Annotated in this window: 20 protein-coding genes; 13 read left to right on the top strand and 7 right to left on the bottom strand. The window is 67.6% G+C overall.

Annotated elements, in window-relative coordinates:
• Positions 1–3 precede the first annotated feature (3 nt).
• Both truB and H7J86_RS04045 read left to right on the top strand, forming a co-directional pair.
• Positions 4–912, top strand: a complete 909-nt coding sequence (gene truB, locus H7J86_RS04050; protein WP_267290575.1) for a tRNA pseudouridine(55) synthase TruB — start codon at positions 4–6, stop codon at positions 910–912.
• Positions 913–1068: 156 nt separating this feature from the next.
• Positions 1069–1674, top strand: a complete 606-nt coding sequence (locus tag H7J86_RS04045; RefSeq protein ID WP_267289495.1) for a type II toxin-antitoxin system Rv0910 family toxin — start codon at positions 1069–1071, stop codon at positions 1672–1674.
• A 21-nt stretch (positions 1675–1695) separates the two neighbouring features.
• On the opposite strand, the gene mntR is transcribed toward H7J86_RS04045, so the two are convergent.
• On the bottom strand, positions 1696–2397 hold the full coding sequence (mntR, locus tag H7J86_RS04040) for a manganese-binding transcriptional regulator MntR (RefSeq protein ID WP_267289493.1): 702 nt from the start codon (positions 2395–2397) through the stop codon (positions 1696–1698).
• Between the two features lie 91 nt (positions 2398–2488).
• On the opposite strand from mntR, the gene H7J86_RS04035 reads away from it, so the two are divergent.
• The 6 genes from H7J86_RS04035 (at position 2489) to bla (ending at position 9122) form a co-directional block, all read left to right on the top strand.
• Positions 2489–3502: a bifunctional riboflavin kinase/FAD synthetase gene (locus H7J86_RS04035; RefSeq protein ID WP_090356650.1), complete on the top strand. Its 1014-nt coding sequence runs from the start codon at positions 2489–2491 to the stop codon at positions 3500–3502.
• 96 nt (positions 3503–3598) lie between these two features.
• Positions 3599–3868 carry a 30S ribosomal protein S15 gene (gene rpsO / locus H7J86_RS04030; RefSeq protein ID WP_090356648.1) on the top strand — a complete coding sequence of 90 codons (270 nt, stop codon included), beginning with the start codon at positions 3599–3601 and terminating at the stop codon, positions 3866–3868.
• Complete coding sequence (lppU, locus tag H7J86_RS04025) at positions 3865–4362, top strand: LppU family putative lipoprotein (RefSeq protein WP_443677653.1); 498 nt, start codon at positions 3865–3867, stop codon at positions 4360–4362. Before rpsO ends, lppU begins: the two co-directional genes overlap by 4 nt.
• Before the next feature lie 273 nt (positions 4363–4635).
• Positions 4636–6882 (top strand): polyribonucleotide nucleotidyltransferase, encoded by a 2247-nt coding sequence (locus H7J86_RS04020; protein WP_090356645.1) that lies wholly within the window; start codon positions 4636–4638, stop codon positions 6880–6882.
• Positions 6860–8203 (top strand): M16 family metallopeptidase, encoded by a 1344-nt coding sequence (locus tag H7J86_RS04015; RefSeq protein WP_090356643.1) that lies wholly within the window; start codon positions 6860–6862, stop codon positions 8201–8203. The genes H7J86_RS04020 and H7J86_RS04015 overlap by 23 nt, the downstream gene beginning before the upstream one ends.
• A gap of 16 nt (positions 8204–8219) precedes the next feature.
• Positions 8220–9122: a class A beta-lactamase gene (gene bla / locus H7J86_RS04010; RefSeq protein WP_267289491.1), complete on the top strand. Its 903-nt coding sequence runs from the start codon at positions 8220–8222 to the stop codon at positions 9120–9122.
• A gap of 54 nt (positions 9123–9176) precedes the next feature.
• On the opposite strand, the gene ald is transcribed toward bla, so the two are convergent.
• Positions 9177–10292 (bottom strand): alanine dehydrogenase, encoded by a 1116-nt coding sequence (gene ald, locus H7J86_RS04005; protein ID WP_090356640.1) that lies wholly within the window; start codon positions 10290–10292, stop codon positions 9177–9179.
• 125 nt (positions 10293–10417) lie between these two features.
• Here ald and aldR point away from each other — a divergent pair, with 125 nt between their 5' ends.
• The gene (gene aldR, locus H7J86_RS04000) at positions 10418–10933 is read left to right on the top strand and encodes an HTH-type transcriptional regulator AldR (RefSeq protein WP_090356638.1); all 516 of its coding nucleotides are present in this window, start codon (positions 10418–10420) and stop codon (positions 10931–10933) included.
• Here the strand turns inward: aldR and H7J86_RS03995 are convergent.
• Both H7J86_RS03995 and H7J86_RS03990 read right to left on the bottom strand, forming a co-directional pair.
• Positions 10922–11830, bottom strand: a complete 909-nt coding sequence (locus H7J86_RS03995) for an NAD-dependent epimerase/dehydratase family protein (protein WP_090356636.1) — start codon at positions 11828–11830, stop codon at positions 10922–10924. The genes aldR and H7J86_RS03995 overlap by 12 nt on opposite strands.
• Before the next feature lie 9 nt (positions 11831–11839).
• Positions 11840–12598: an META domain-containing protein gene (locus H7J86_RS03990; RefSeq protein WP_267289489.1), complete on the bottom strand. Its 759-nt coding sequence runs from the start codon at positions 12596–12598 to the stop codon at positions 11840–11842.
• 36 nt (positions 12599–12634) lie between these two features.
• On the opposite strand from H7J86_RS03990, the gene dapB reads away from it, so the two are divergent.
• From dapB to H7J86_RS03970, 4 genes are read left to right on the top strand one after another with little or no spacing between them, the layout of a single operon-like run.
• Positions 12635–13369 carry a 4-hydroxy-tetrahydrodipicolinate reductase gene (dapB, locus tag H7J86_RS03985; protein WP_090356632.1) on the top strand — a complete coding sequence of 245 codons (735 nt, stop codon included), beginning with the start codon at positions 12635–12637 and terminating at the stop codon, positions 13367–13369.
• Complete coding sequence (locus H7J86_RS03980; protein WP_090356630.1) at positions 13369–13857, top strand: hypothetical protein; 489 nt, start codon at positions 13369–13371, stop codon at positions 13855–13857. The genes dapB and H7J86_RS03980 overlap by 1 nt, the downstream gene beginning before the upstream one ends.
• Positions 13858–13901: 44 nt before the next feature.
• On the top strand, positions 13902–14312 hold the full coding sequence (locus H7J86_RS03975; protein WP_267290573.1) for a flavodoxin family protein: 411 nt from the start codon (positions 13902–13904) through the stop codon (positions 14310–14312).
• Between the two features lies 1 nt (position 14313).
• A complete protein-coding gene (locus H7J86_RS03970; protein WP_267289487.1) occupies positions 14314–15261 on the top strand; it encodes a DUF1214 domain-containing protein in 948 nt (315 codons plus the stop codon).
• Positions 15262–15269: 8 nt separating this feature from the next.
• Here H7J86_RS03970 and H7J86_RS03965 read toward each other — a convergent pair whose 3' ends face one another.
• From H7J86_RS03965 to H7J86_RS03955, 3 genes are read right to left on the bottom strand one after another with little or no spacing between them, the layout of a single operon-like run.
• Positions 15270–16175 (bottom strand): NAD-dependent epimerase/dehydratase family protein, encoded by a 906-nt coding sequence (locus H7J86_RS03965; protein ID WP_267289486.1) that lies wholly within the window; start codon positions 16173–16175, stop codon positions 15270–15272.
• A complete protein-coding gene (locus H7J86_RS03960) occupies positions 16175–17359 on the bottom strand; it encodes a cytochrome P450 (RefSeq protein WP_267289484.1) in 1185 nt (394 codons plus the stop codon). Before H7J86_RS03960 ends, H7J86_RS03965 begins: the two co-directional genes overlap by 1 nt.
• Positions 17346–18773 carry an ABC1 kinase family protein gene (locus H7J86_RS03955; RefSeq protein ID WP_267289481.1) on the bottom strand — a complete coding sequence of 476 codons (1428 nt, stop codon included), beginning with the start codon at positions 18771–18773 and terminating at the stop codon, positions 17346–17348. Before H7J86_RS03955 ends, H7J86_RS03960 begins: the two co-directional genes overlap by 14 nt.
• Positions 18774–18831 lie beyond the last annotated feature (58 nt).

Below are 18831 nucleotides of genomic sequence, written 5' to 3'. Positions count from 1 at the left end.
AGCGTGATCCCGCCGGGCCTGGTGATCGTCGACAAGCCGGCCGGGCTGACGAGCCATGACGTGGTGGGCCGCTGCCGACGGCTCTTCGGTACCCGCAAAGTGGGACATGCGGGGACGCTGGATCCGATGGCCACCGGCGTGCTGGTGGTCGGCATCGAACGGGCCACCAAGATCCTCGGGTTGCTCACCGCCACCGACAAGTCCTATGCCGCGACCATTCGGCTCGGCCGGACGACATCCACCGAGGACGCTGAAGGCGAAGTGCTGCAAGATGTCTCCGCGACGCATATCACCGATGAGCAGATCGAGTCGGCGGTGGCGGTCCTGCGCGGAGACATTTCCCAGGTGCCGTCGTCGGTCAGCGCCATCAAGGTCGACGGGCAGCGGGCCTACAAGCTGGCCCGGGAAGGGCAGACGGTCGAACTGCCCGCGCGGCCGGTGCGCATCGACCGGTTCGAGGTGCTCGCCGTGCGCAGATCGGACGCTCAGGCCGCGGTGCCGGCGGCCGGCGAATTCGTCGATGTCGACGTCGAGGTGGACTGCTCGTCGGGTACCTATATCCGGGCGCTGGCCCGCGATGTCGGCGCCACCCTGGGGGTCGGCGGGCACCTGACCGCGCTGCGGCGCACCAGGGTCGGGCGCTACGGCCTGGACGAGGCCCGCACGCTCGACGAGTTGGCCGACGCCGCGCGGTTGTCCTACGGGTTGGACGAGGCCTGCCTGCTCGGGTTCCCGAGACGTGATCTCACCGACGCCGAGACCGAGGACGCCCGGCACGGCCGGGCGCTCGCGCCCGCGGGTATCGACGGGGTGTACGCGGCCACCGCGCCGGACGGCCGGGTGATCGCGCTGCTGCAGGACGGTCCCGCTCGTACCAAATCGATCGTCGTGCTGCGGCCGGCCACGCTGTAGCGCGCCACACCAGGCCTCGACAGCCCCGTGCGCCACATCCACAACACGCGTCCAGCGTGTTGTGGTTCATCCCGGGGTCGTGACCAATTCGAGATCAGCACCACAAGAATTCACGGGAACCGCGGTCGTTCGGCTTGCGTTGTTACAGATATGACGATGCAGCTGCCCGCTCATCCCTCCGAGTGGTTCGGATACGCCGCAGACCACATCGACGGACGGCGCCTTGTGTCGCGACGAGACCGCGCACGGATCTTCCCGCACCGCGAACGTGAAGCGCCCGTCGGCTATATCGATGCTTCGCAGCATCTGTCCGCTTCCCCGGCGGCGGTGTGGCAGGTACTCACGAACCCCCGCACCTGGGGTCAGTGGTTCGCCGTGCACGACAGCTGGGTCACGCCGCCGCCTGCCACCGTCGCCGCGGGTACCCGGCTCAGCGCCAAGCTGCGCATGCTGGGCGTCACCAACACTCTGGACTGGGTTGTCGAGTCGGTCGACGAGGGCACCCGAATCGAATTGGCCGCCACCGGCGCTGAGGGATTGTCGGTGCGGTTGATGTTCCGCGTGTCACCCGCGGGCTCGGGGTCGTGGATCACCGCCAGCGGACAGTTCAGCGGCGCGTTGCTGAGTCCGGCGCTGCTGGAGGCCGTCGAGGCCGACGGCGTGTGCCGGCTGGTGGACAGCCTGGCCGGGCTGGATATGCGTGCCCGCGAAGTGCAGGCCCGCGAGGCGTCGGCACGCCCGCAGTTGCGCCTGGTGCGTTAGCCGGCCGGGTCGCCGAAACTGCTAGGGCACAACCCAAATCGCCTGTGCCGCAGGGCTTCCCAAGTCGACCGTAGCGTGACCGCCGTCCTCGGTGCCGTCGCCTTCGATACCCACCGAGATCATGCCGGCGAAGTCACGCCGGGCCAGTACGCGTAACCGCGAGTCCAGGCTGATGCCCACACTGTCGAAGTAGCGCAGCATCTCCGGGTCGGCATCGGAGATGCGTGCCACGGTCCCGGTATCGCCGTCGTTGCATGCCGACAACTGGCGGGCCGGCGGCGTGGGCACCCTGCCGTCGGCGGCCGGGATCGGATCTCCGTGCGGATCACGGGTGGGGAAGCCCAGCTTCGCGTCGATGCGGTCCAGCATGCGGTCGGATACCGCGTGCTCGAGGATCTCGGCCTCGTCGTGCACCTCATCCCAGCCGTAGCCGAGTTCGCGCACCAGGAACGTCTCCATCAATCGGTGTCGGCGCACCATCGCCAGCGCGGCACGCCGGCCGGCGTCGGTCAGTGTCACCGCGCCGTACTTCTCGTGATCGACGAGGCCCTGATCGGCGAGCTTGCGGATCGATTCGGACGCCGTGCTCGCCGACACGCCGATCCGTTCGGCGAGCAGCTTGGTGCTCACCTTTTCCCTGGACCACTCCTGCGCGGTCCAGATGACTTTCAGGTAGTCCTGAGCAACCGTCGTCAGGTCGTGCGGGTTGCCGTTGGGACTCACGTGGACCTCACACCGAGAAAGTTTAGGCAATCATCACCTGATCCGGGGATCCGGAGCAGACGGCGAGGCGTGCGCGCCGTAGGCTTGCGTTGTGCAACGGTGGCGGGGCCGGGAAGACATCCCCACAGACTGGGGACGATGTGTCGTGACCATCGGGGTGTTCGACGGTGTTCACCGCGGACACGCCGAATTGATCAATCATGCGGTGAAATCCGGCCGCTCGCGCGGTGTACCCACCGTGCTCATGACCTTCGACCCGCATCCGATGGAAGTGGTCTTTCCCGGTAGCCATCCGGCGCAGCTGACCACGTTGACCCGGCGCGCCGAACTGGTCGAGGAGACCGGTATCGACGTCTTCCTGGTGATGCCGTTCACCGCGGATTTCATGAAACTGACCCCGGAGCGCTACATCCACGAGCTCCTCGTGGAAAGCCTGCATGCCGTCGAGGTGGTGGTGGGGGAGAACTTCACCTTCGGCAAGAAGGCGGCGGGCAATGTGAACCTGCTGCGCAAGGCCGGTGAGCGGTTCGGCTTCGCCGTCGAAGGGATGACCCTGGTGTCCGAAGTGGCCGAACCCGGTCTGGGCGAGCGCAGCGACGGGGTCTTGCTCCGGGACGAGACCGTGACGTTCTCGTCGACCTACATTCGGTCCTGCGTCGACGCCGGTGACGTGGTCGCCGCCGCCGAGGCGCTGGGCCGGCCGCACCGGGTGGAAGGTGTGGTGGTGCGCGGTGACGGGCGCGGCCGCGTGCTCGGCTTCCCGACCGCCAATGTCGCGCCACCCATGCATTCGGCCATCCCTGCCGACGGGGTCTACGCGGCATGGTTCACCGTGCTCGGGCACGGCCCGGTGGTCGGCACCGTCACCCCCGGACAGCGCTACCAGGCGGCGGTGTCGGTGGGCACCAACCCGACCTTCTCCGGGCGCACCCGCACGGTCGAGGCCTTCGTGCTGGACACCGAGGCAGACTTGTACGGCCAGCACGTCGCCGTCGATTTCGTGGCGCGCATCCGTGGCCAGGAGAAGTTCGACTCGGTCGACGACCTGGTGGTCGCGATGCAAGGCGATACCGCCAAGGCGCGCACGATTCTCGCTGCGCAGTGAGGTGCTGCTAGACTTCGCGGCGACCCAGCGCGTGCTGCAGTTCGCGGCGGCCGTGCCTCAGATAATCCTCGCGGACCTTTTTGATGGAGTTGTTTCGTGGCGCTCACTGCCGAACAGAAGAAGGAAATCCTCGGCCAGTACGGCCTGCATGACACCGACACCGGCTCGCCGGAGGCTCAGGTGGCCCTGCTGACCAAGCGGATCTCCGATCTGACCGAACACCTGAAGATGCACAAGCACGACCACCACTCGCGGCGGGGGCTGCTGCTGCTGGTCGGTCGCCGGCGCCGGCTGCTCAAGTACGTCGCGCAGGTCGACGTCGAGCGCTATCGGTCGCTGATCGAGCGCCTCGGTCTGCGTCGCTGACGCGGCGGGCCGCGGCCGCGCTGGCCGCGTTCTGTTTTCTCGTGGGGGGACTCACCACCGGTTGTTCGTCGGCTGCTGCCGCGGATCTGCGGGCCGGGGACTGCCTGAAAGTGGGCGGTCCGCCGGACCGTCCGGAGGCCATCAAGGCGCAGTGCGGAAGCCCCGAGTCGAACTACAAGGTCATCGCCACCGTTGCCACCGGCGACGAGTGTCCGACCGATGCCGACTCGTACTACTCCATGCACAGCACCTTCGGTGACGGTGGCGGCACCACCTGTATGGATATCGACTGGGTGCCCGGCGGTTGCATGAGCATCGATCCGGAGCATGGCCGCGACCCCATCCGGGTGGATTGCGGCGACACCACCCAGCCGCATCGCCAGCGCGCCACGCAGATCCTGCAAGGGGTGGCCAACGTCGATCAGTGCGGGAGTGGCCTGGGCTACCCGTACGACCAGCGCGAGTTCACCGTGTGCGTCGAGGACGTCTCGTGACACTGCTTGCCAGTGGCAGTTTCGTCCCGGTGTAACATGGGGGTGTTTTAGGCCACTGGGCCCTGACACTTGGTGCGGTTCGCGTGTTTCCGCGCGCACCGTTCCTGTGCGTCACCGCACCGTTCGAGGTATCGGGCGGTCTTCGGTAGTGGCTGCCGGGAGTTCATCCCGGCCGCTTCGATCGACGGCCGTAGCCGTATCCGGGACGGGTCTCACGTTCGCTGACGCGCGAAACAGTTGAATACCTGACCAAGAGAGGCTGTACGGACACATATGTCTGCAGTTGAAACCGACGAAGGCGTGTTTGAATCCACCGCCGTCATCGACAACGGGAGCTTCGGCACCCGCACCATCCGCTTCGAGACCGGCCGGCTGGCCCGTCAGGCCGCCGGCTCCGTCGTCGCCTACCTCGACGACGACACGATGCTGCTGAGCGCGACCACCGCCAGCAAGTCCCCGAAGGACCATTTCGACTTCTTCCCGCTGACCATCGACGTCGAGGAGCGGATGTACGCCGCGGGCCGCATCCCCGGTTCGTTCTTCCGCCGTGAGGGCCGCCCGTCGACCGACGCGATCCTGACCTGTCGCCTGATCGACCGCCCGCTGCGCCCGACGTTCGTGTCCGGCCTGCGCAACGAGATCCAGGTCGTCGTCACCATCCTGAGCCTGGATCCCAAGGATCTGTACGACGTGCTCGCCATCAACGCCGCCTCGGCGTCCACTCAGATCTCCGGCCTGCCGTTCGCCGGCCCGGTCGGCGGCGTCCGCGTGGCGTTGATCGACGGCCAGTGGGTCGCTTTCCCGACCGTCGAGCAGCTCGAGGGTGCGGTGTTCGACATGGTCGTCGCGGGCCGTAAGGCCGGCGACGATGTCGCGATCATGATGGTCGAGGCCGAGGCCACCGACCGGGTCATCGAGCTCGTCGCCGGTGGCGCGGGTGCGCCGACCGAGGCCGTGGTGGCCGAGGGCCTGGAGGCCGCCAAGCCGTTCATCGCTGCGCTGTGCACCGCGCAGGAGGAACTGCACGCGGCCGCCGGCAAGGAAACCGCGGAGTACCCGCTGTTCCCCGAATACCAGGACGACGTCTACGGCCAGGTCGCCGCGGTGGCCACCGAGGCGCTGTCGCAGGCGCTGACCATCGCCGGCAAGGCCGAGCGCGATGAGCGCACCGATGAGATCAAGGGTGAGGTGCTCGAGCGCCTGGCCGGCCAGTTCGAGGGCCGCGAGAAGGAGATCGGTGCCGCCTACCGATCGCTGACGAAGAAGCTTGTGCGCCAGCGCATCCTGACCGATCACTTCCGCATCGACGGTCGCGGTGTCACCGATATCCGCGCCCTGAGCGCCGAGGTCGCCATCATCCCGCGGGCGCACGGTAGCGCGTTGTTCGAGCGCGGCGAGACCCAGATCATGGGTGTGACCACACTGGACATGGTCAAGATGGCCCAGCAGATCGACTCGCTGGGACCGGAGACCTCCAAGCGCTACATGCACCACTACAACTTCCCGCCGTATTCGACCGGTGAGACCGGTCGCGTCGGTTCGCCCAAGCGCCGCGAGATCGGCCACGGCGCGCTGGCCGAGCGGGCCCTGATGCCCGTGCTGCCCTCGGTGGAGGAGTTCCCGTACGCCATCCGCCAGGTGTCAGAAGCCTTGGGCTCCAACGGTTCCACCTCGATGGGCTCGGTGTGCGCCTCGACCATGTCGCTGCTCAACGCCGGTGTGCCGCTGAAAGCGCCGGTAGCGGGCATTGCTATGGGTCTGGTCTCTGACGAGGTCGACGGGGAGACCCGCTACGTCACGCTCACCGATATCCTCGGCGCCGAGGATGCGTTCGGCGACATGGACTTCAAGTGCGCAGGCACCAAGGACTTCGTCACCGCGCTGCAGCTCGACACCAAGCTCGACGGCATCCCGTCCAAGGTGCTGGCCGGTGCGCTGGCCCAGGCCAAGGACGCGCGCCTGACCATCCTCGACGTGATGGCCGAGGCCATCGACGAGCCCGACGAGATGAGCCCGTACGCACCGCGGATCACCACGATCAAGGTGCCGGTCGACAAGATCGGCGAGGTCATCGGGCCCAAGGGCAAGATGATCAACTCGATCACCGAGCAGACGGGTGCGTCGATCTCCATCGAGGACGACGGCACCGTGTTCGTCGGCGCCTCCAACGGCGAGGCGGCCCAGGCCGCGATCGACATGATCAACGCGATCGCCAACCCGCAGCTGCCCAAGACCGGCGAGCGGTTCCTCGGCACGGTCGTCAAGACCACCGATTTCGGTGCGTTCGTGTCGCTGCTGCCGGGTCGCGACGGGCTGGTGCACATCAGCAAGCTGGGCCGCGGCAAGCGCATCGCCAAGGTCGAGGATGTCGTCAAGGTCGGTGACAAGCTCCGGGTGGAGATCGCCGATATCGACAACCGCGGCAAGATCTCGCTGGTGCTGGTCGCCGAAGAGGGCGAGGCCACCGGAGATGATTCGGCGGAGCCCGCAGTCACAGATGCCGCGACCGCTGACGCCTAAACCCGCATTACGCCGCGGAAGTCGCGGCGAAGACACCTCCGAGGCAGTGCGGGTCACCGCACTGCCCGGAGGGTTGCGGGTGGTCACCGAGTACATCCCGTCGGTGCATTCCGCGTCGGTGGGGGTGTGGGTCAACGTCGGATCGCGTGACGAGGGTCCGTCGGTGGCCGGCGCCGCGCATTTCCTCGAACATCTGTTGTTCAAGTCGACACCCACGCGCTCGGCGGTTCATATCGCCCAGTCGATGGACGCGGTGGGCGGCGAGCTCAACGCGTTCACCGCACGCGAGCACACCTGCTACTACGCCCACGTGCTGGACGCCGACCTGGAACTCGCCGTCGACCTGGTGGCCGACGTCGTGCTGCGCGGCCGTTGTGCCGCCGAGGATGTCGAAGTCGAACGCGATGTCGTGCTCGAAGAGATCGCCATGCGCGACGACGACCCCGAGGACACCCTCGGTGACGTGTTCCTGACCGCGATGTTCGGTGATCACCCCGTCGGGCGCCCGGTGATCGGCAGCGCGGAGTCCATCGAGGCGATGACCCGCGCGCAGCTGCACTCGTTCCATGTGCGTCGCTACACGCCGGAGCGCATGGTGCTCGCGGTGGCCGGCAATGTCGACCACAAGCGGGTCGTCGCCCTGGCGCGCGAGTATTTCGGCCCGCATCTGGTCCGGGGGCGCACCGCGCTCCCGCCCCGCAAGGGTGCCGGGCGGGTGCCCGGACGGCCGGGTCTGCTGGTGGTCAACCGCGACGGCGAACAGAGCCACGTGCTCGCCGGTGTGCGTACACCCGGACGGTACTGGGAACACCGCTGGGCGATGTCGGTACTGAACACCGCGCTCGGTGGTGGTCTGAGTTCCCGTCTGTTCCAGCAGATCCGGGAGTCCCGAGGACTGGCGTACTCGGTGTATTCGACCATCGACATGTTCTCCGACGCCGGTGCGCTGTCGGTGTACGCGGCCTGCCTGCCGGAGCGTTTCGACGAGGTGGTGCGGCTGGCCACCGATGTGCTCGACGAGGTGGCCCGCGACGGTCTCACCGAAGCCGAATGCCGGATTGCCAAGGGCTCGTTGCGTGGTGGCCTGGTGCTGGGCCTGGAGGACTCGGGGTCGCGGATGCACCGGATGGGCCGCAGCGAGCTCAACTACGGCGCACACCGCACCATCGCCCAGACCCTGGAACAGATCGATGCCGTCACCCTCGACGAGGTGAACGCGGTGGCACGCAAACTGCTGAGCAAACCGCTCGGTGCCGCGGTCTTGGGGCCCTACAAATCGAAACGCTCACTGCCGCAACGTCTTCGCCATATCGCGGGCTGATGGGTACAGTCGGGACATGCGGTTGTCCCGGCGAACTGTCCTGATCGGCGGCTTCACCTTCGCGGTGGCCGCGTGCAGTGCCGAACGCGTGCACGCCGACCCCGCCGAACCGCTGCCGCCGCTCGACCAGCGGATCGGTGCGTTGGAGCGCAGGCACAATGCCGTGGTCGGTCTGTCGGCCGTGAACCTGAATTCCCCGGGGGCGGTGGCGCATCGGGCCGACCAGATGTTCGCGATGTGCTCGACCTTCAAGGCCTATGCCGCGGGTCGGGTGCTTGAGCAGGTCGGCCGCGGTGAATTGGCGCTGGAGACAACGGAGTTCGTCGACCCGAGCGCGGTGGTCGCGAACTCGCCGGTAACCGGACCCAGGGCGGGCAGCCAGATGACGCTGGCCGAGTTGTGTCAGGCGGCGTTGCAGCGCAGCGACAATACGGCCGCCAACCTGTTGCTGAGGCGCCTCGGCGGCCCGCCTGCGATCACGGCGTTCGCCCGCAGCATCGGCGACGACCGCACCCGCCTGGACCGTTGGGAGACGGAGCTGAACTCGGCGATCCCGGGCGACCCCCGCGATAGCAGCACGCCGGCGGCCCTGGCCGGCGGGTATCGCGCACTGCTGACCGGGGATGTGCTGGCCCCTGCGCAACGGCTGCTGCTGGAGCAGTGGATGCGGGCCAATCAGACATCCAGCATGCGGGCCGGTCTGCCGGCGGGCTGGTCGACGGCGGACAAGACGGGCAGCGGCGACTACGGCAGCACCAATGACGTCGGTGTCGCGTTCGGACCCGAGGGGCAGCGCGTGCTGCTGGCGATCATGACGCGCTCAGCGGTCGACGATCCCAAGGCCGACGCCCTGCGGCCGCTGATCGGTGAGCTCACCACCCTGGTGTTGCCCTACCTGCTGGATCCGAATCACCCGTGACGTACACATCGCCCGGCCGGAGAAATCCAGCCGGGCGACGGTGGGGGTGAGGTATCAGATCAGGACGGTCGACGGGTCGGTGAACGGCAGGTCGAGGTCGTTGGCGACGTGCTCGTTGAGCAGCGCGCCCTCGTGCGTCGAGAGTCCCTTGGCCAGTGCGGCATCCGCGGCGCACGCGGCCTGCCAACCCTTGTCGGCGAGCTTGAGCACGTACGGCATGGTGGCGTTGGTCAACGCGTAGGTCGACGTCCGCGGCACCGCACCCGGCATGTTGGCCACGCAGTAGAACACCGTGTCGTGCACCGCGAAGGTCGGGTCGTCGTGGGTGGTGGGCCGGGAATCCTCGAAGCAGCCACCCTGGTCGATCGCGATGTCGACCAGGACCGCACCGGACTTCATCTGGGCGACAGTCGCGTTGGTGACCAGCTTGGGCGCCTTGGCGCCGGGCACCAGGACCGCGCCGATCACCAGATCGGCCTGCTTGACCGCATCTTCGAGATCCAGGCTCGAGGAGTAGCGGGTCTCGATGGCGCCGCCGTACTCGGCATCGATCTTGCGCAGGGTGTTGACGTTGAGGTCGAACACGGTGACGTGCGCGCCCATACCCCAGGCCACGGCGGCCGCGTTGTCACCGGCCATACCGCCGCCGATCACGACGACCTTGGCGGGGGCGACACCGGGGACGCCGCCCATCAGGACACCGCGACCGCCCTGGGTGCGCATCAGGTGGTAGGCGCCGACCTGGGCGGCCAGCCGGCCCGCGACCTCACTCATGGGGGCCAGCAGTGGCAGCGCATTGTCGGCGGTCTGCACGGTCTCGTATGCGATCGAGGTGGTACCCGAGGCCAGCAGGGCGTCGGTGCAGGGCCTGGACGCGGCCAGGTGCAGGTAGGTGAACAGGGTCTGGCCCTTACGCAGGCGCGCGTACTCGGCCTCGATGGGCTCCTTGACCTTCAGCAGCAGGTCGGCCTGGGCCCACACCTCATCGGCGGTGGCGACGATCTGCGCGCCGACGGCCTTGTAGTCGCTGTCGGACAGTGCCGAACCCTCACCCGCGCCGGCCTGGATGAGGACCTCGTGGCCACGGCGGGTCAATTCGGCCACGCCGGCCGGGGTGATGGCGACGCGGAACTCGTTGTTCTTGATCTCGGTCGGGATGCCGACGCGCATTTCATGCTCCTGTGTGAACCGGTGGATACGGCGGATACCGTGGATACGGTGGATGTTGTGTCCAATTGTGAAGAACCTTCGACCCAACAGCAATGACTATGATGTTAATTCGATAAGATGCCGTCATGCGTGAACAATCAGCAGCACCGCGCGCGCGTCTGGCACCCGCGCCGAAGGATGTTCGGCCGGCGGAGCTCGACGATATCGACCGGCGCATGCTGCTGGCCCTGCACGCCGACGCCCGCATCTCCAACAGCGCGCTGGCCGATATCGTCGGGATCGCCCCGTCGACCTGCCACGGCCGCTTACGCCGCCTGCAGGACATCGGGGTGATCCGCGGGTTCTATACCGATATCGACCCGGCGGCGGTGGGGCTGACGATGCAGGCCATGATCTCGGTGAGCCTGCAGTCCAACGCGCGTGGGCGAATCCGGGACTTCATCGCCAACATCCGCAAGCGGCCCCAGGTGATGGACGTGTACTTCCTGGCCGGTGGGGACGATTTCATCCTGCACGTGGCCGCGCGTGACACCGATGACCTGCGCGCGTTCGTGGTGGAGAACCTCAACGCCGACGCCGACGTGGCCGGTACGCAGACCTCGTTGATCTTCGAGCACCTGCGGGGCGCGTCACCGCTCTAGGGATACCAACTCGGGGTGGAAGTTCGCCACCATTCGGCGGATACCGTCGCGCCAGTCCACCGCCGTGCCGCCGACCAGTTCGTGCATCCGTGTCGTGTCGGTCGGGCCGCCACGCAAGGCCTGCTCGCTCTCTTCGAACACCGGCTCGCTGCCGACGAGTTCGCCGATGTAGGTGCACCATTCCTGCAGGCTGACGGTCTGGTCACCGCACCAGTTGACCGTTGTCGCGGGTACCGACGCCGCGGCGAGCATCTTCGGCAGCGTCGCGATGATGTCGTCCTCGTGGATGGGGTTGTAGCGCGCGGGACCGCCGGGCGGCACGGGGATCGGCACCCCGGCGCGCATCATCTCCATCTGATAGAACGGCCAGCCGCCGTTGTCGCCATAGGGCACGTTGAGCCGGGCGATCACCGTCGGCACACCGAGCGCGCGGGCCATCGTGCGGGCGACCACCTCACCGGCGATCTTGGAGATCGAGTACGTCGGAAGCAGTGACTTGTGATTGTCGCCGAGTGCTGCGGTCTCGGTGCGCGGCTCGTCATCGGGCGGGTCGTACACCGCGGCCGACGAACAGTGCAGGAATGCCTTCGCGTCGGCGCAGTGCGCCATCAGCAGACCCACCGATTCGGCGTTGGCCCCCAGGTCCTTGTCCCAACGTCCGCTCTTGGCGACCGCGAGGTTGAGGACATAGTCGAAATCGGACGGGATGCCACTGAAGTCGCCCGCGGCGAGGTTGACCTTCTCACAGCGAATTCCCGCGCGTTCCAGGCTCTCTCGGGCCGCAGTGTCGGTGAAACGGGCGATACCCCACACCTCGTTCTCGGCTGCCAGCGATAACGCCAGGGGAGCCGCGACCTGTCCGGTCGGACCTGTGATGAGGATCTTCGAGCCACGCATGGCCAGATGCTACTCGGCGCGCAGCACCAATCCGGTGCCTTCGGCGCCGGTCAGTGTCAGGTGATCGCCGTCGATCGAGGCCTGGACCGGGCCGTGGAGTACGCGCAGGATCGACCGTTCGAGGTCACCGAGTTCACCGTCGCATACCGGCCCGCTGGTGTTGAGGGGGCCGAACGTGACCGTATCGCCGACGATCTCGGCGCGACCGTAGAAGGTGTGGCAACCCGTCCAACCGGTGACGGTCCGATCGGCGCGCAACGTCAATCCGGGCCTGGCCTGCTCCAGCGCCACCGAGGTCATGGCGGCCTGCCCGGTCACCAGCGTGTCCACCCGCCAACCGGTGCCGACGAGCGGACGGTCGGGGTCAAGGACCGACTTGTCACGCAGCGTGACGGTCGCGGTGGCGGTGCTCAACGTCAGGGTGTCCGCATTCAACGACCACGCCGGGCCGGACTCGAGGAACCGCGCCATCCACGCGTCGGCGTCACCCAGGGGCGCCGGGCAGGCCATCATCGTGGTGGCCAGCCGTGTCGTCAGATGCCCACCGCTGAGATCGGCCGGGCCGGACCCGCGGTTGCAGCCGGCGAACGCCGAGAGCCGGCCGTCGGCGAAACCCAGCGTCAACGGCCCGTTGCCGGGGATCTGCTCGCCCGTGACCGCCACCGACACGAAGGTGCGGCCTTCGGGCGTGGGGGTCTCATCAGCCGTAGCGGTACCGGCGCTGCCGGCCACGGCCAGCACGGCGACAAGGAACGGGACAAGGCGCATGGCTCCACGGTACGGACCCCGCAGTAGGCTTCCCCCATGCGAGTTGCGGTGCTGGGTGCCAAGGGCAAAGTCGGTGCGACCATGGTCGCCGCCGTGCGGGATGCCGCCGATCTGGAGTTGTCGGCCGAGGTCGATGCGGGTGACGCGCTGTCGACACTGACCGACAGCGGTACCGAGGTGGTCATCGACTTCACCCATCCCGATGTGGTGATGGACAACCTGAAGTTCCTGATCGACAACGGGATTCATGCCGTCGTCGGGACCACGGGCTTCACCGAGGAACGCCTCGCCCAGGTCCGGGCCTGGCTCGATGCCACGCCCGGGGCGTCGGTGTTGATCGCCCCGAACTTCGCCATCGGTGCCGTGCTGAGCATGCACTTCGCCAAGCAGGCCGCGCGGCACTTCGAGTCCGTCGAGGTCATCGAACTGCATCACCCGTACAAGGCCGACGCGCCGTCGGGCACGGCCACGCGCACCGCCAAGCTCATCGCGGAAGCACGAAAAGGTCTGCCGCCCAACCCCGATGCCACCAGTACGGGCCTCGACGGTGCACGCGGGGCCGATGTCGACGGGATCCCGGTGCACTCGATCCGGCTGGCCGGATTGATCGCGCACCAGGAGGTGCTGTTCGGCACCACGGGGGAGACGCTGACCATCCGCCACGACAGCCTGGATCGGACGTCGTTCGTCCCGGGGGTGCTGCTCGGGGTGCGCAAGGTGGCCCAGCGCCCCGGCCTGACCATCGGCATCGAACCGCTCCTCGACCTGTAATGGCCGGCTCGGACAGACAGTCAGGTGTGCGCAGCCTGCGCATCCAGCTCCTGATCGGCCTGATGTGCGTCGCGATGGTCGTCTACTTCGTCATCCTCGGCCGGATCGCCGTGGCGTTCATCGCCTCCGGCAAGGCCGCGGCCATCGGGCTGGGGGTGGCGTTGCTCTTGCTACCCATCGTCGGACTGTGGGCGATGGTGAGCACCCTGCGGGCCGGATTCGCACACCAGCGGCTGGCTCGTCTGGCCCGCGAGGCCGGGATGGAGTTGGACGTCAGTGCCCTGCCGAGGATGCCGTCGGGGCGGATCGACCGCGACGCGGCCGACGGTCTCTTCGAGACGGTGCGCGAGGAACTGGAAACCGACCGGGACAACTGGGTGCGGTGGTACCGGCTGGCCCGGGCCTATGACTACGCCGGCGACCGGAGCCGGGCCCGCGAGACGATGCGCACGGCGGTCGATATGGAACGGGCCGTGGAACGCGCGTGAAGCTGCTGGTCGTGCACCACACCCCGTCGCCGCACTGTCAGGAGATGTTCGAGGCGGTGCTTTCGGGTGCGACGGATCCGGAGATCGAAGGCGTGGAGGTGGTGCGCCGTCCGGCGCTGACGGTGTCGCCGGTGGACATGCTGGAAGCCGACGGCTATCTGCTCGGCAGCCCGGTCAACCTGGGATATCTGAGCGGGGCGCTCAAACATGCCTTCGACGAGTCGTACTACCAGATCCTCGATTCCACCCGGGGCAGACCGTTCGGACTATGGCTGCACGGCAATGAGGGCACCGAAGGCGCCGAGCGTGCGATCACGGGGATCACCGCGGGACTGGGCTGGGTGAAAGCGGCCGAGTATGTCGTGGTTTCGGGCAAGCCCGCCAAATCCGACCTCGAAGCGTGCTGGAATCTGGGCGCGACGGTCGCCGCTCAGTTGATCGACGGGAGAACCTGATATGGCGGTGTTGGTCAATGCCGACAACTTTGTTCGTGCCGAGACGCACAGGATGTTCGCCGATATCCAGCGCGACGCGGGCGGGGTCAATGTGTTCCGGCACAACCGCCTACCGGCGTCGATCGACGAGCAGACCGTCATCCGCCTGAACCGGGACACCTTGTACAGCTTTGCCATCCTCGACCTTGCGGAACCGGCCTGGCTCTCCCTACCCGACTCCGGCGGGCGGTACATGTCCGCGATGGTGGTGAACGAGGACCACTACATCAACGTCATCCTGCACGAGCCGGGCCGCCACCTTCTGACACAGGAGCTGAGTGGATCGCGGTACGTCATGGTCGGTGTCCGCACCCTGGTCGATCCGCTCGACCCTGACGATGTCGCTGTGGTAAGCGCCCTGCAGGATCGTATGAAGCTGGAAACGAGCTCTTCGGAAGCTTTCATCGCGCCGGATTACGACCGCGCAAGTCTGGACAAAACACGCGAAGCCCTGCTGAGCCTGGCCAGTGGTCTGACCGCATTCGATCGGACATTCGGACGTCCGGACGAGGTGGATCCGGTCCACCATCTCATCGGCACCGCCGCAGGATGGGGCGGGTTGCCGACGTCGGAGGCTTCCTATGTCGGTGTCGACCCGGCGTTACCGCCGGGCGAGTACGAGCTGACCTTCAAAGATGTTCCGGTGGAGGCATTCTGGTCGGTCTCGGTGTACAACGCTGCAGGTTTCTTCGAGCCGAATCCACGAAACCTATACTCGGTCAACAGTATTACCGGAGTGCCGAACGAGGACGGCTCGATCACCGTGCGCCTGCGGGCCGAGGTCGGCGACGACGCTCCACCCAATTGCATCGTCACACCGATTGGCTGGAACTACCTGATTCGGCTGTACCGCCCGCGCAGCGAGTTCTTCACCGGCGCCTGGACAGTACCTGCGCTCACCGGCGGATGACATACAGCTCACCCGGCGGTCTGAGCCGCCATCGCCCGATAGCCCTCGCACACACTGGGATACCGCGGCGCCCAGTCGGTGGCCGAGCGCAGCCGCGCGTTGCTCACCCGCAGTGACCGGGTCATCGACGTGGACCGGTCGCCGAGCAGGAGGGCTGCCCGGCCGGGGCCACGCAACCAGGCACGGGAGCCCACCGCTGCCGCCATCGCGGCCACGTTGTCGCGCGCGCTGACGGGTTCGTCATCGACGACGTTGTAGGTGCCGACCGGACAATCAAGCGCCGCCACCACGGCGCCGGCGCCATCGGCGAGGTGGATGGACGACAGATAGCTGTCCGGTCGCCCGGCCGCGAACCCGATGTGGCGGCGCGCCAAGGCCATGAGCTGTTCGCTGTGCGCGGCGCCGCGGCCGTAGAAGATGCCGAAGCGCAGGATCACGGCCGCACCGGGGAAGCGCCGGGCGTTGGTCTCCGCGGCGTGATTGCCCGTGGCGATGAAATAGTGCTCCGTCGGCCAACTTTCGTCGATCCACCGGTCGGCGCCGGCGCGGTAGATCATCACCACCGACTCCTGAACCAGCCGCCCGACTCCGGCCGCGGTCGCCGCGTCGACCACCGCGGCCGAGCCCTCGGTCCGGATGCGGTGGCATTCGGTCCAGGCCGACTTCAGCAGGAACCGGCTCGTCGACGGTAGTGCGGAGGCAAGGTTCAGTACGGCGTCATGACCGGCAAAGGCGGTGGTGAGCGCGTGGCGGTCGAACAGCGACACCGGCACCGGTGTCGCACCCTGACCACGCAGGACCGCGGCCGTCGCGGGGGTGCGAGCCAGGGCCGAGACGGTGTGGCCCGCGGCGATGAGCGCCGGTACCGCGTAACCACCGATGGCGCCGGTGCCCCCGGTCACGAAGACGCGCACTACGGGCCGCCGAACGCCATCGGCACGACAAGCGGACCCCGGATGGCCGGCGTGTCCCGCCACCGCACCGCCCCGTGCAGAACGGGTTGGCGGGCAAGGATCTTCGGCAGGGCGATCGAGATCTCGAGGGCCGCCAGCGCGCCGCCCAGGCAGTAGTGCGCGCCGTATCCGAAGGACAGCGGCGCCGGTGCCGTTCTGTCGAGCCGGAAGCGGTCGGGTTGCTCGAACACGGCGGGATCGCGGTTGGCGGCAGCGATCACGACCAGGGTGCTCTCGCCGGCCGCGATCTCCACACCGTCGAGTTCGTGGGGCTCGGTGGCGGTGCGGACGGTGGATTGCACCGGCGCGTCCAGGCGGAGCAGTTCGGTGACCACCGCTGGGTCTGCAGCGTCGATGCGGTCGGCGATGCGGGTGCCGTCACCGTCCGGAGTGAGCAACGTGACCATTGCCGCGCCCAGAAGATTGGCGGTGGTCTCGTGTCCGGCCACGGCGATGAGGATGGCTGTCATGACGACTTCGTCGAGCGGGAGGTCGGGATCGCCGGCGAGGAAACTCAACAGATCGTCACCCGGGTGCATCCGGCGGTCGGCCGCGGTGGGCAGGAATTGGGCCATCAGCCTCGCCGAGGCGGTGGCACCCGCGGCCATCTCGGCCGGGTCGGCAAGGGTCCCGAGCATGCGGATGATGACGGGGGAGACCTCGCGTAGCAGATGGGCGGCCTCGGCATCGAGGTCCAGCCACGCGCTGACCACGGCGATGGGCAGCGGAAGGGCGATATCGGCCATGAAGTCGAAGTCGTGTCCAGTGGGCGGATGGCCGATCAGATCGTCGGCGAGGGACTCCACACCCGAGCCGAGGTTCTCGATGAAGCTGCGGGTGAAGACGTCCCGGACCGACCCGCGTAGTCGGCGATGGTCGGCGCCGTCGGCGAAAAGCATGGATCTGCGCGAGAACTCACGGCTGACGGCATCCGAGGACGCCTGGGCCAGCGCGTTGGAGAACGGATCGCTGGTCCAGCCGGTGCCGCCGAGCACCTGACGGGCCGCGTCATAACTCAGGATCAGCCAGGCTTGGGCGGCCTCGTCCCACACCACACTGCCCTCGGCGCGGCGCGCCTGGTAGAACTCGTACGGATCGGCGGCATCCCACGGCAGGCGGGCACCGGTGATATCAGCGCTGGTCATGGTGATCCAGTCCGAACGGAAGGCCGCGCTCTCTGACCCAGGCGATATGCCTTCGGCCGAGATCGCTTACGGGCTCGGCTATCCCGTCCATATCGTCGACCGCGGCGCGGGTGTGGAAGGTGGCGTGCAAGACGGTGAAGATGGCGTTCATCGACAGGTTGAGCCGGGAGAAGAACACGAAGTCGGGCGGCACCGACATCCGCCGCATCGGGTGATCGGCGGACCGCACGTCGATGAGGTACTCGATGGCGCGTGCGGAGGCCGCTTCGGTGTACGCGGCCGGTTGGGAGCCGAGCAACTCGTGGATGATGCCCGCGTACCACTGGAAGGCGTCGTCGGCGGTGAGCGTGGAATCTTCTGCGAAGAAACCACTCTCGATCATGCAAGCGCGCAGCTCGTCCTTCCTGCAGTTCATCGCGGCCTGCAGCATCGCGACGATCATCTGGCGGGTGTGCTCGGTGAGCACCTTCACGCAGCCGAAGTCGAGGAATCCGACGGTGCCGTCGGGGCCGAACCGATAGTTGCCGGGGTGGGGGTCGGCGTGGAACAGATTGCCGTGTCGGTACGAACCGGTGAGGAACCGGCTGATCACCTCGGCCCAGGTGTTCTTGAGATCCTGGTCGGCCTGTTGGGCTGCAGCCCAATCCAGTCCATCGAGATACGTCATGGTCAGCACACGGTCGGCCGAGGCCTCGGGAATCACCTCGGGCACCCGGATGAACGGATGGCCGCGATACAGCTCACCGAAGGCATCGATGTGGGCGGCTTCCTGCCGGTAGTCGAGTTCTTCGGAGATGCGCGCCGAGATCTCGGCGGCGGCCTCCCCGATATCGGGCATCGCCGCTCCCAGCGTTCCCGCCGCGCCGGCGGCGAACCGGAAGACGGTGGAGAGCAACTCGGTATTGGACAGGTCATCGCGGATGGCCTGCGCCACGCCCGGGTACTGGATCTTGACGGCCACCCGACGGCCGTCCTGCAGGACGGCACGGTGTACCTGACCGATGGAGGCCGCCGCGACCGGCTCGGTGTCGAACTCGGCGAACACGGTATCGACCGGCCTGCCCAGCTCGTTCTCCAGTGTGCGCAGCGCCAGCGTGCTGTCCATGGGCGGGGCGTCGGCCTGCAGGCTGGTCAGGGCCTTCTGATACGGAGTGAGCTCACCCGCGCCGATCGCGCCGGCATCCACCATCGACACCAACTGGCCGGCCTTCATCAGGACACCTTTGGAGCGGCCGAGCAGTTCCACGTACCGCTCGGCGGTGCGCTCATGGAACCGCTCCACTGCGCCGGTGTTGCCCGCCTTCTCCCGCAGGGTGGCCACCACCCGGCCCCCGGCGGCCCGGGCGGTGAAACCGGCCACCGGCATCGTGCGACGGACCCGGCCGCGCGGGACGGCGCGATCGTCACCGGACATCAGGGTCCTCCTCGGGCGGGCCGCTTGCTATAGTGCAGTCATACCAAATATATGTACT

This window comes from Mycobacterium hackensackense (assembly GCF_025822555.1).
Classification (GTDB): Bacteria; Actinomycetota; Actinomycetes; order Mycobacteriales; family Mycobacteriaceae; genus Mycobacterium; species Mycobacterium fluoranthenivorans.
Note: the sequence above shows the minus strand (reverse complement) of the source record. Positions and strands in the feature narration are given on the sequence as shown.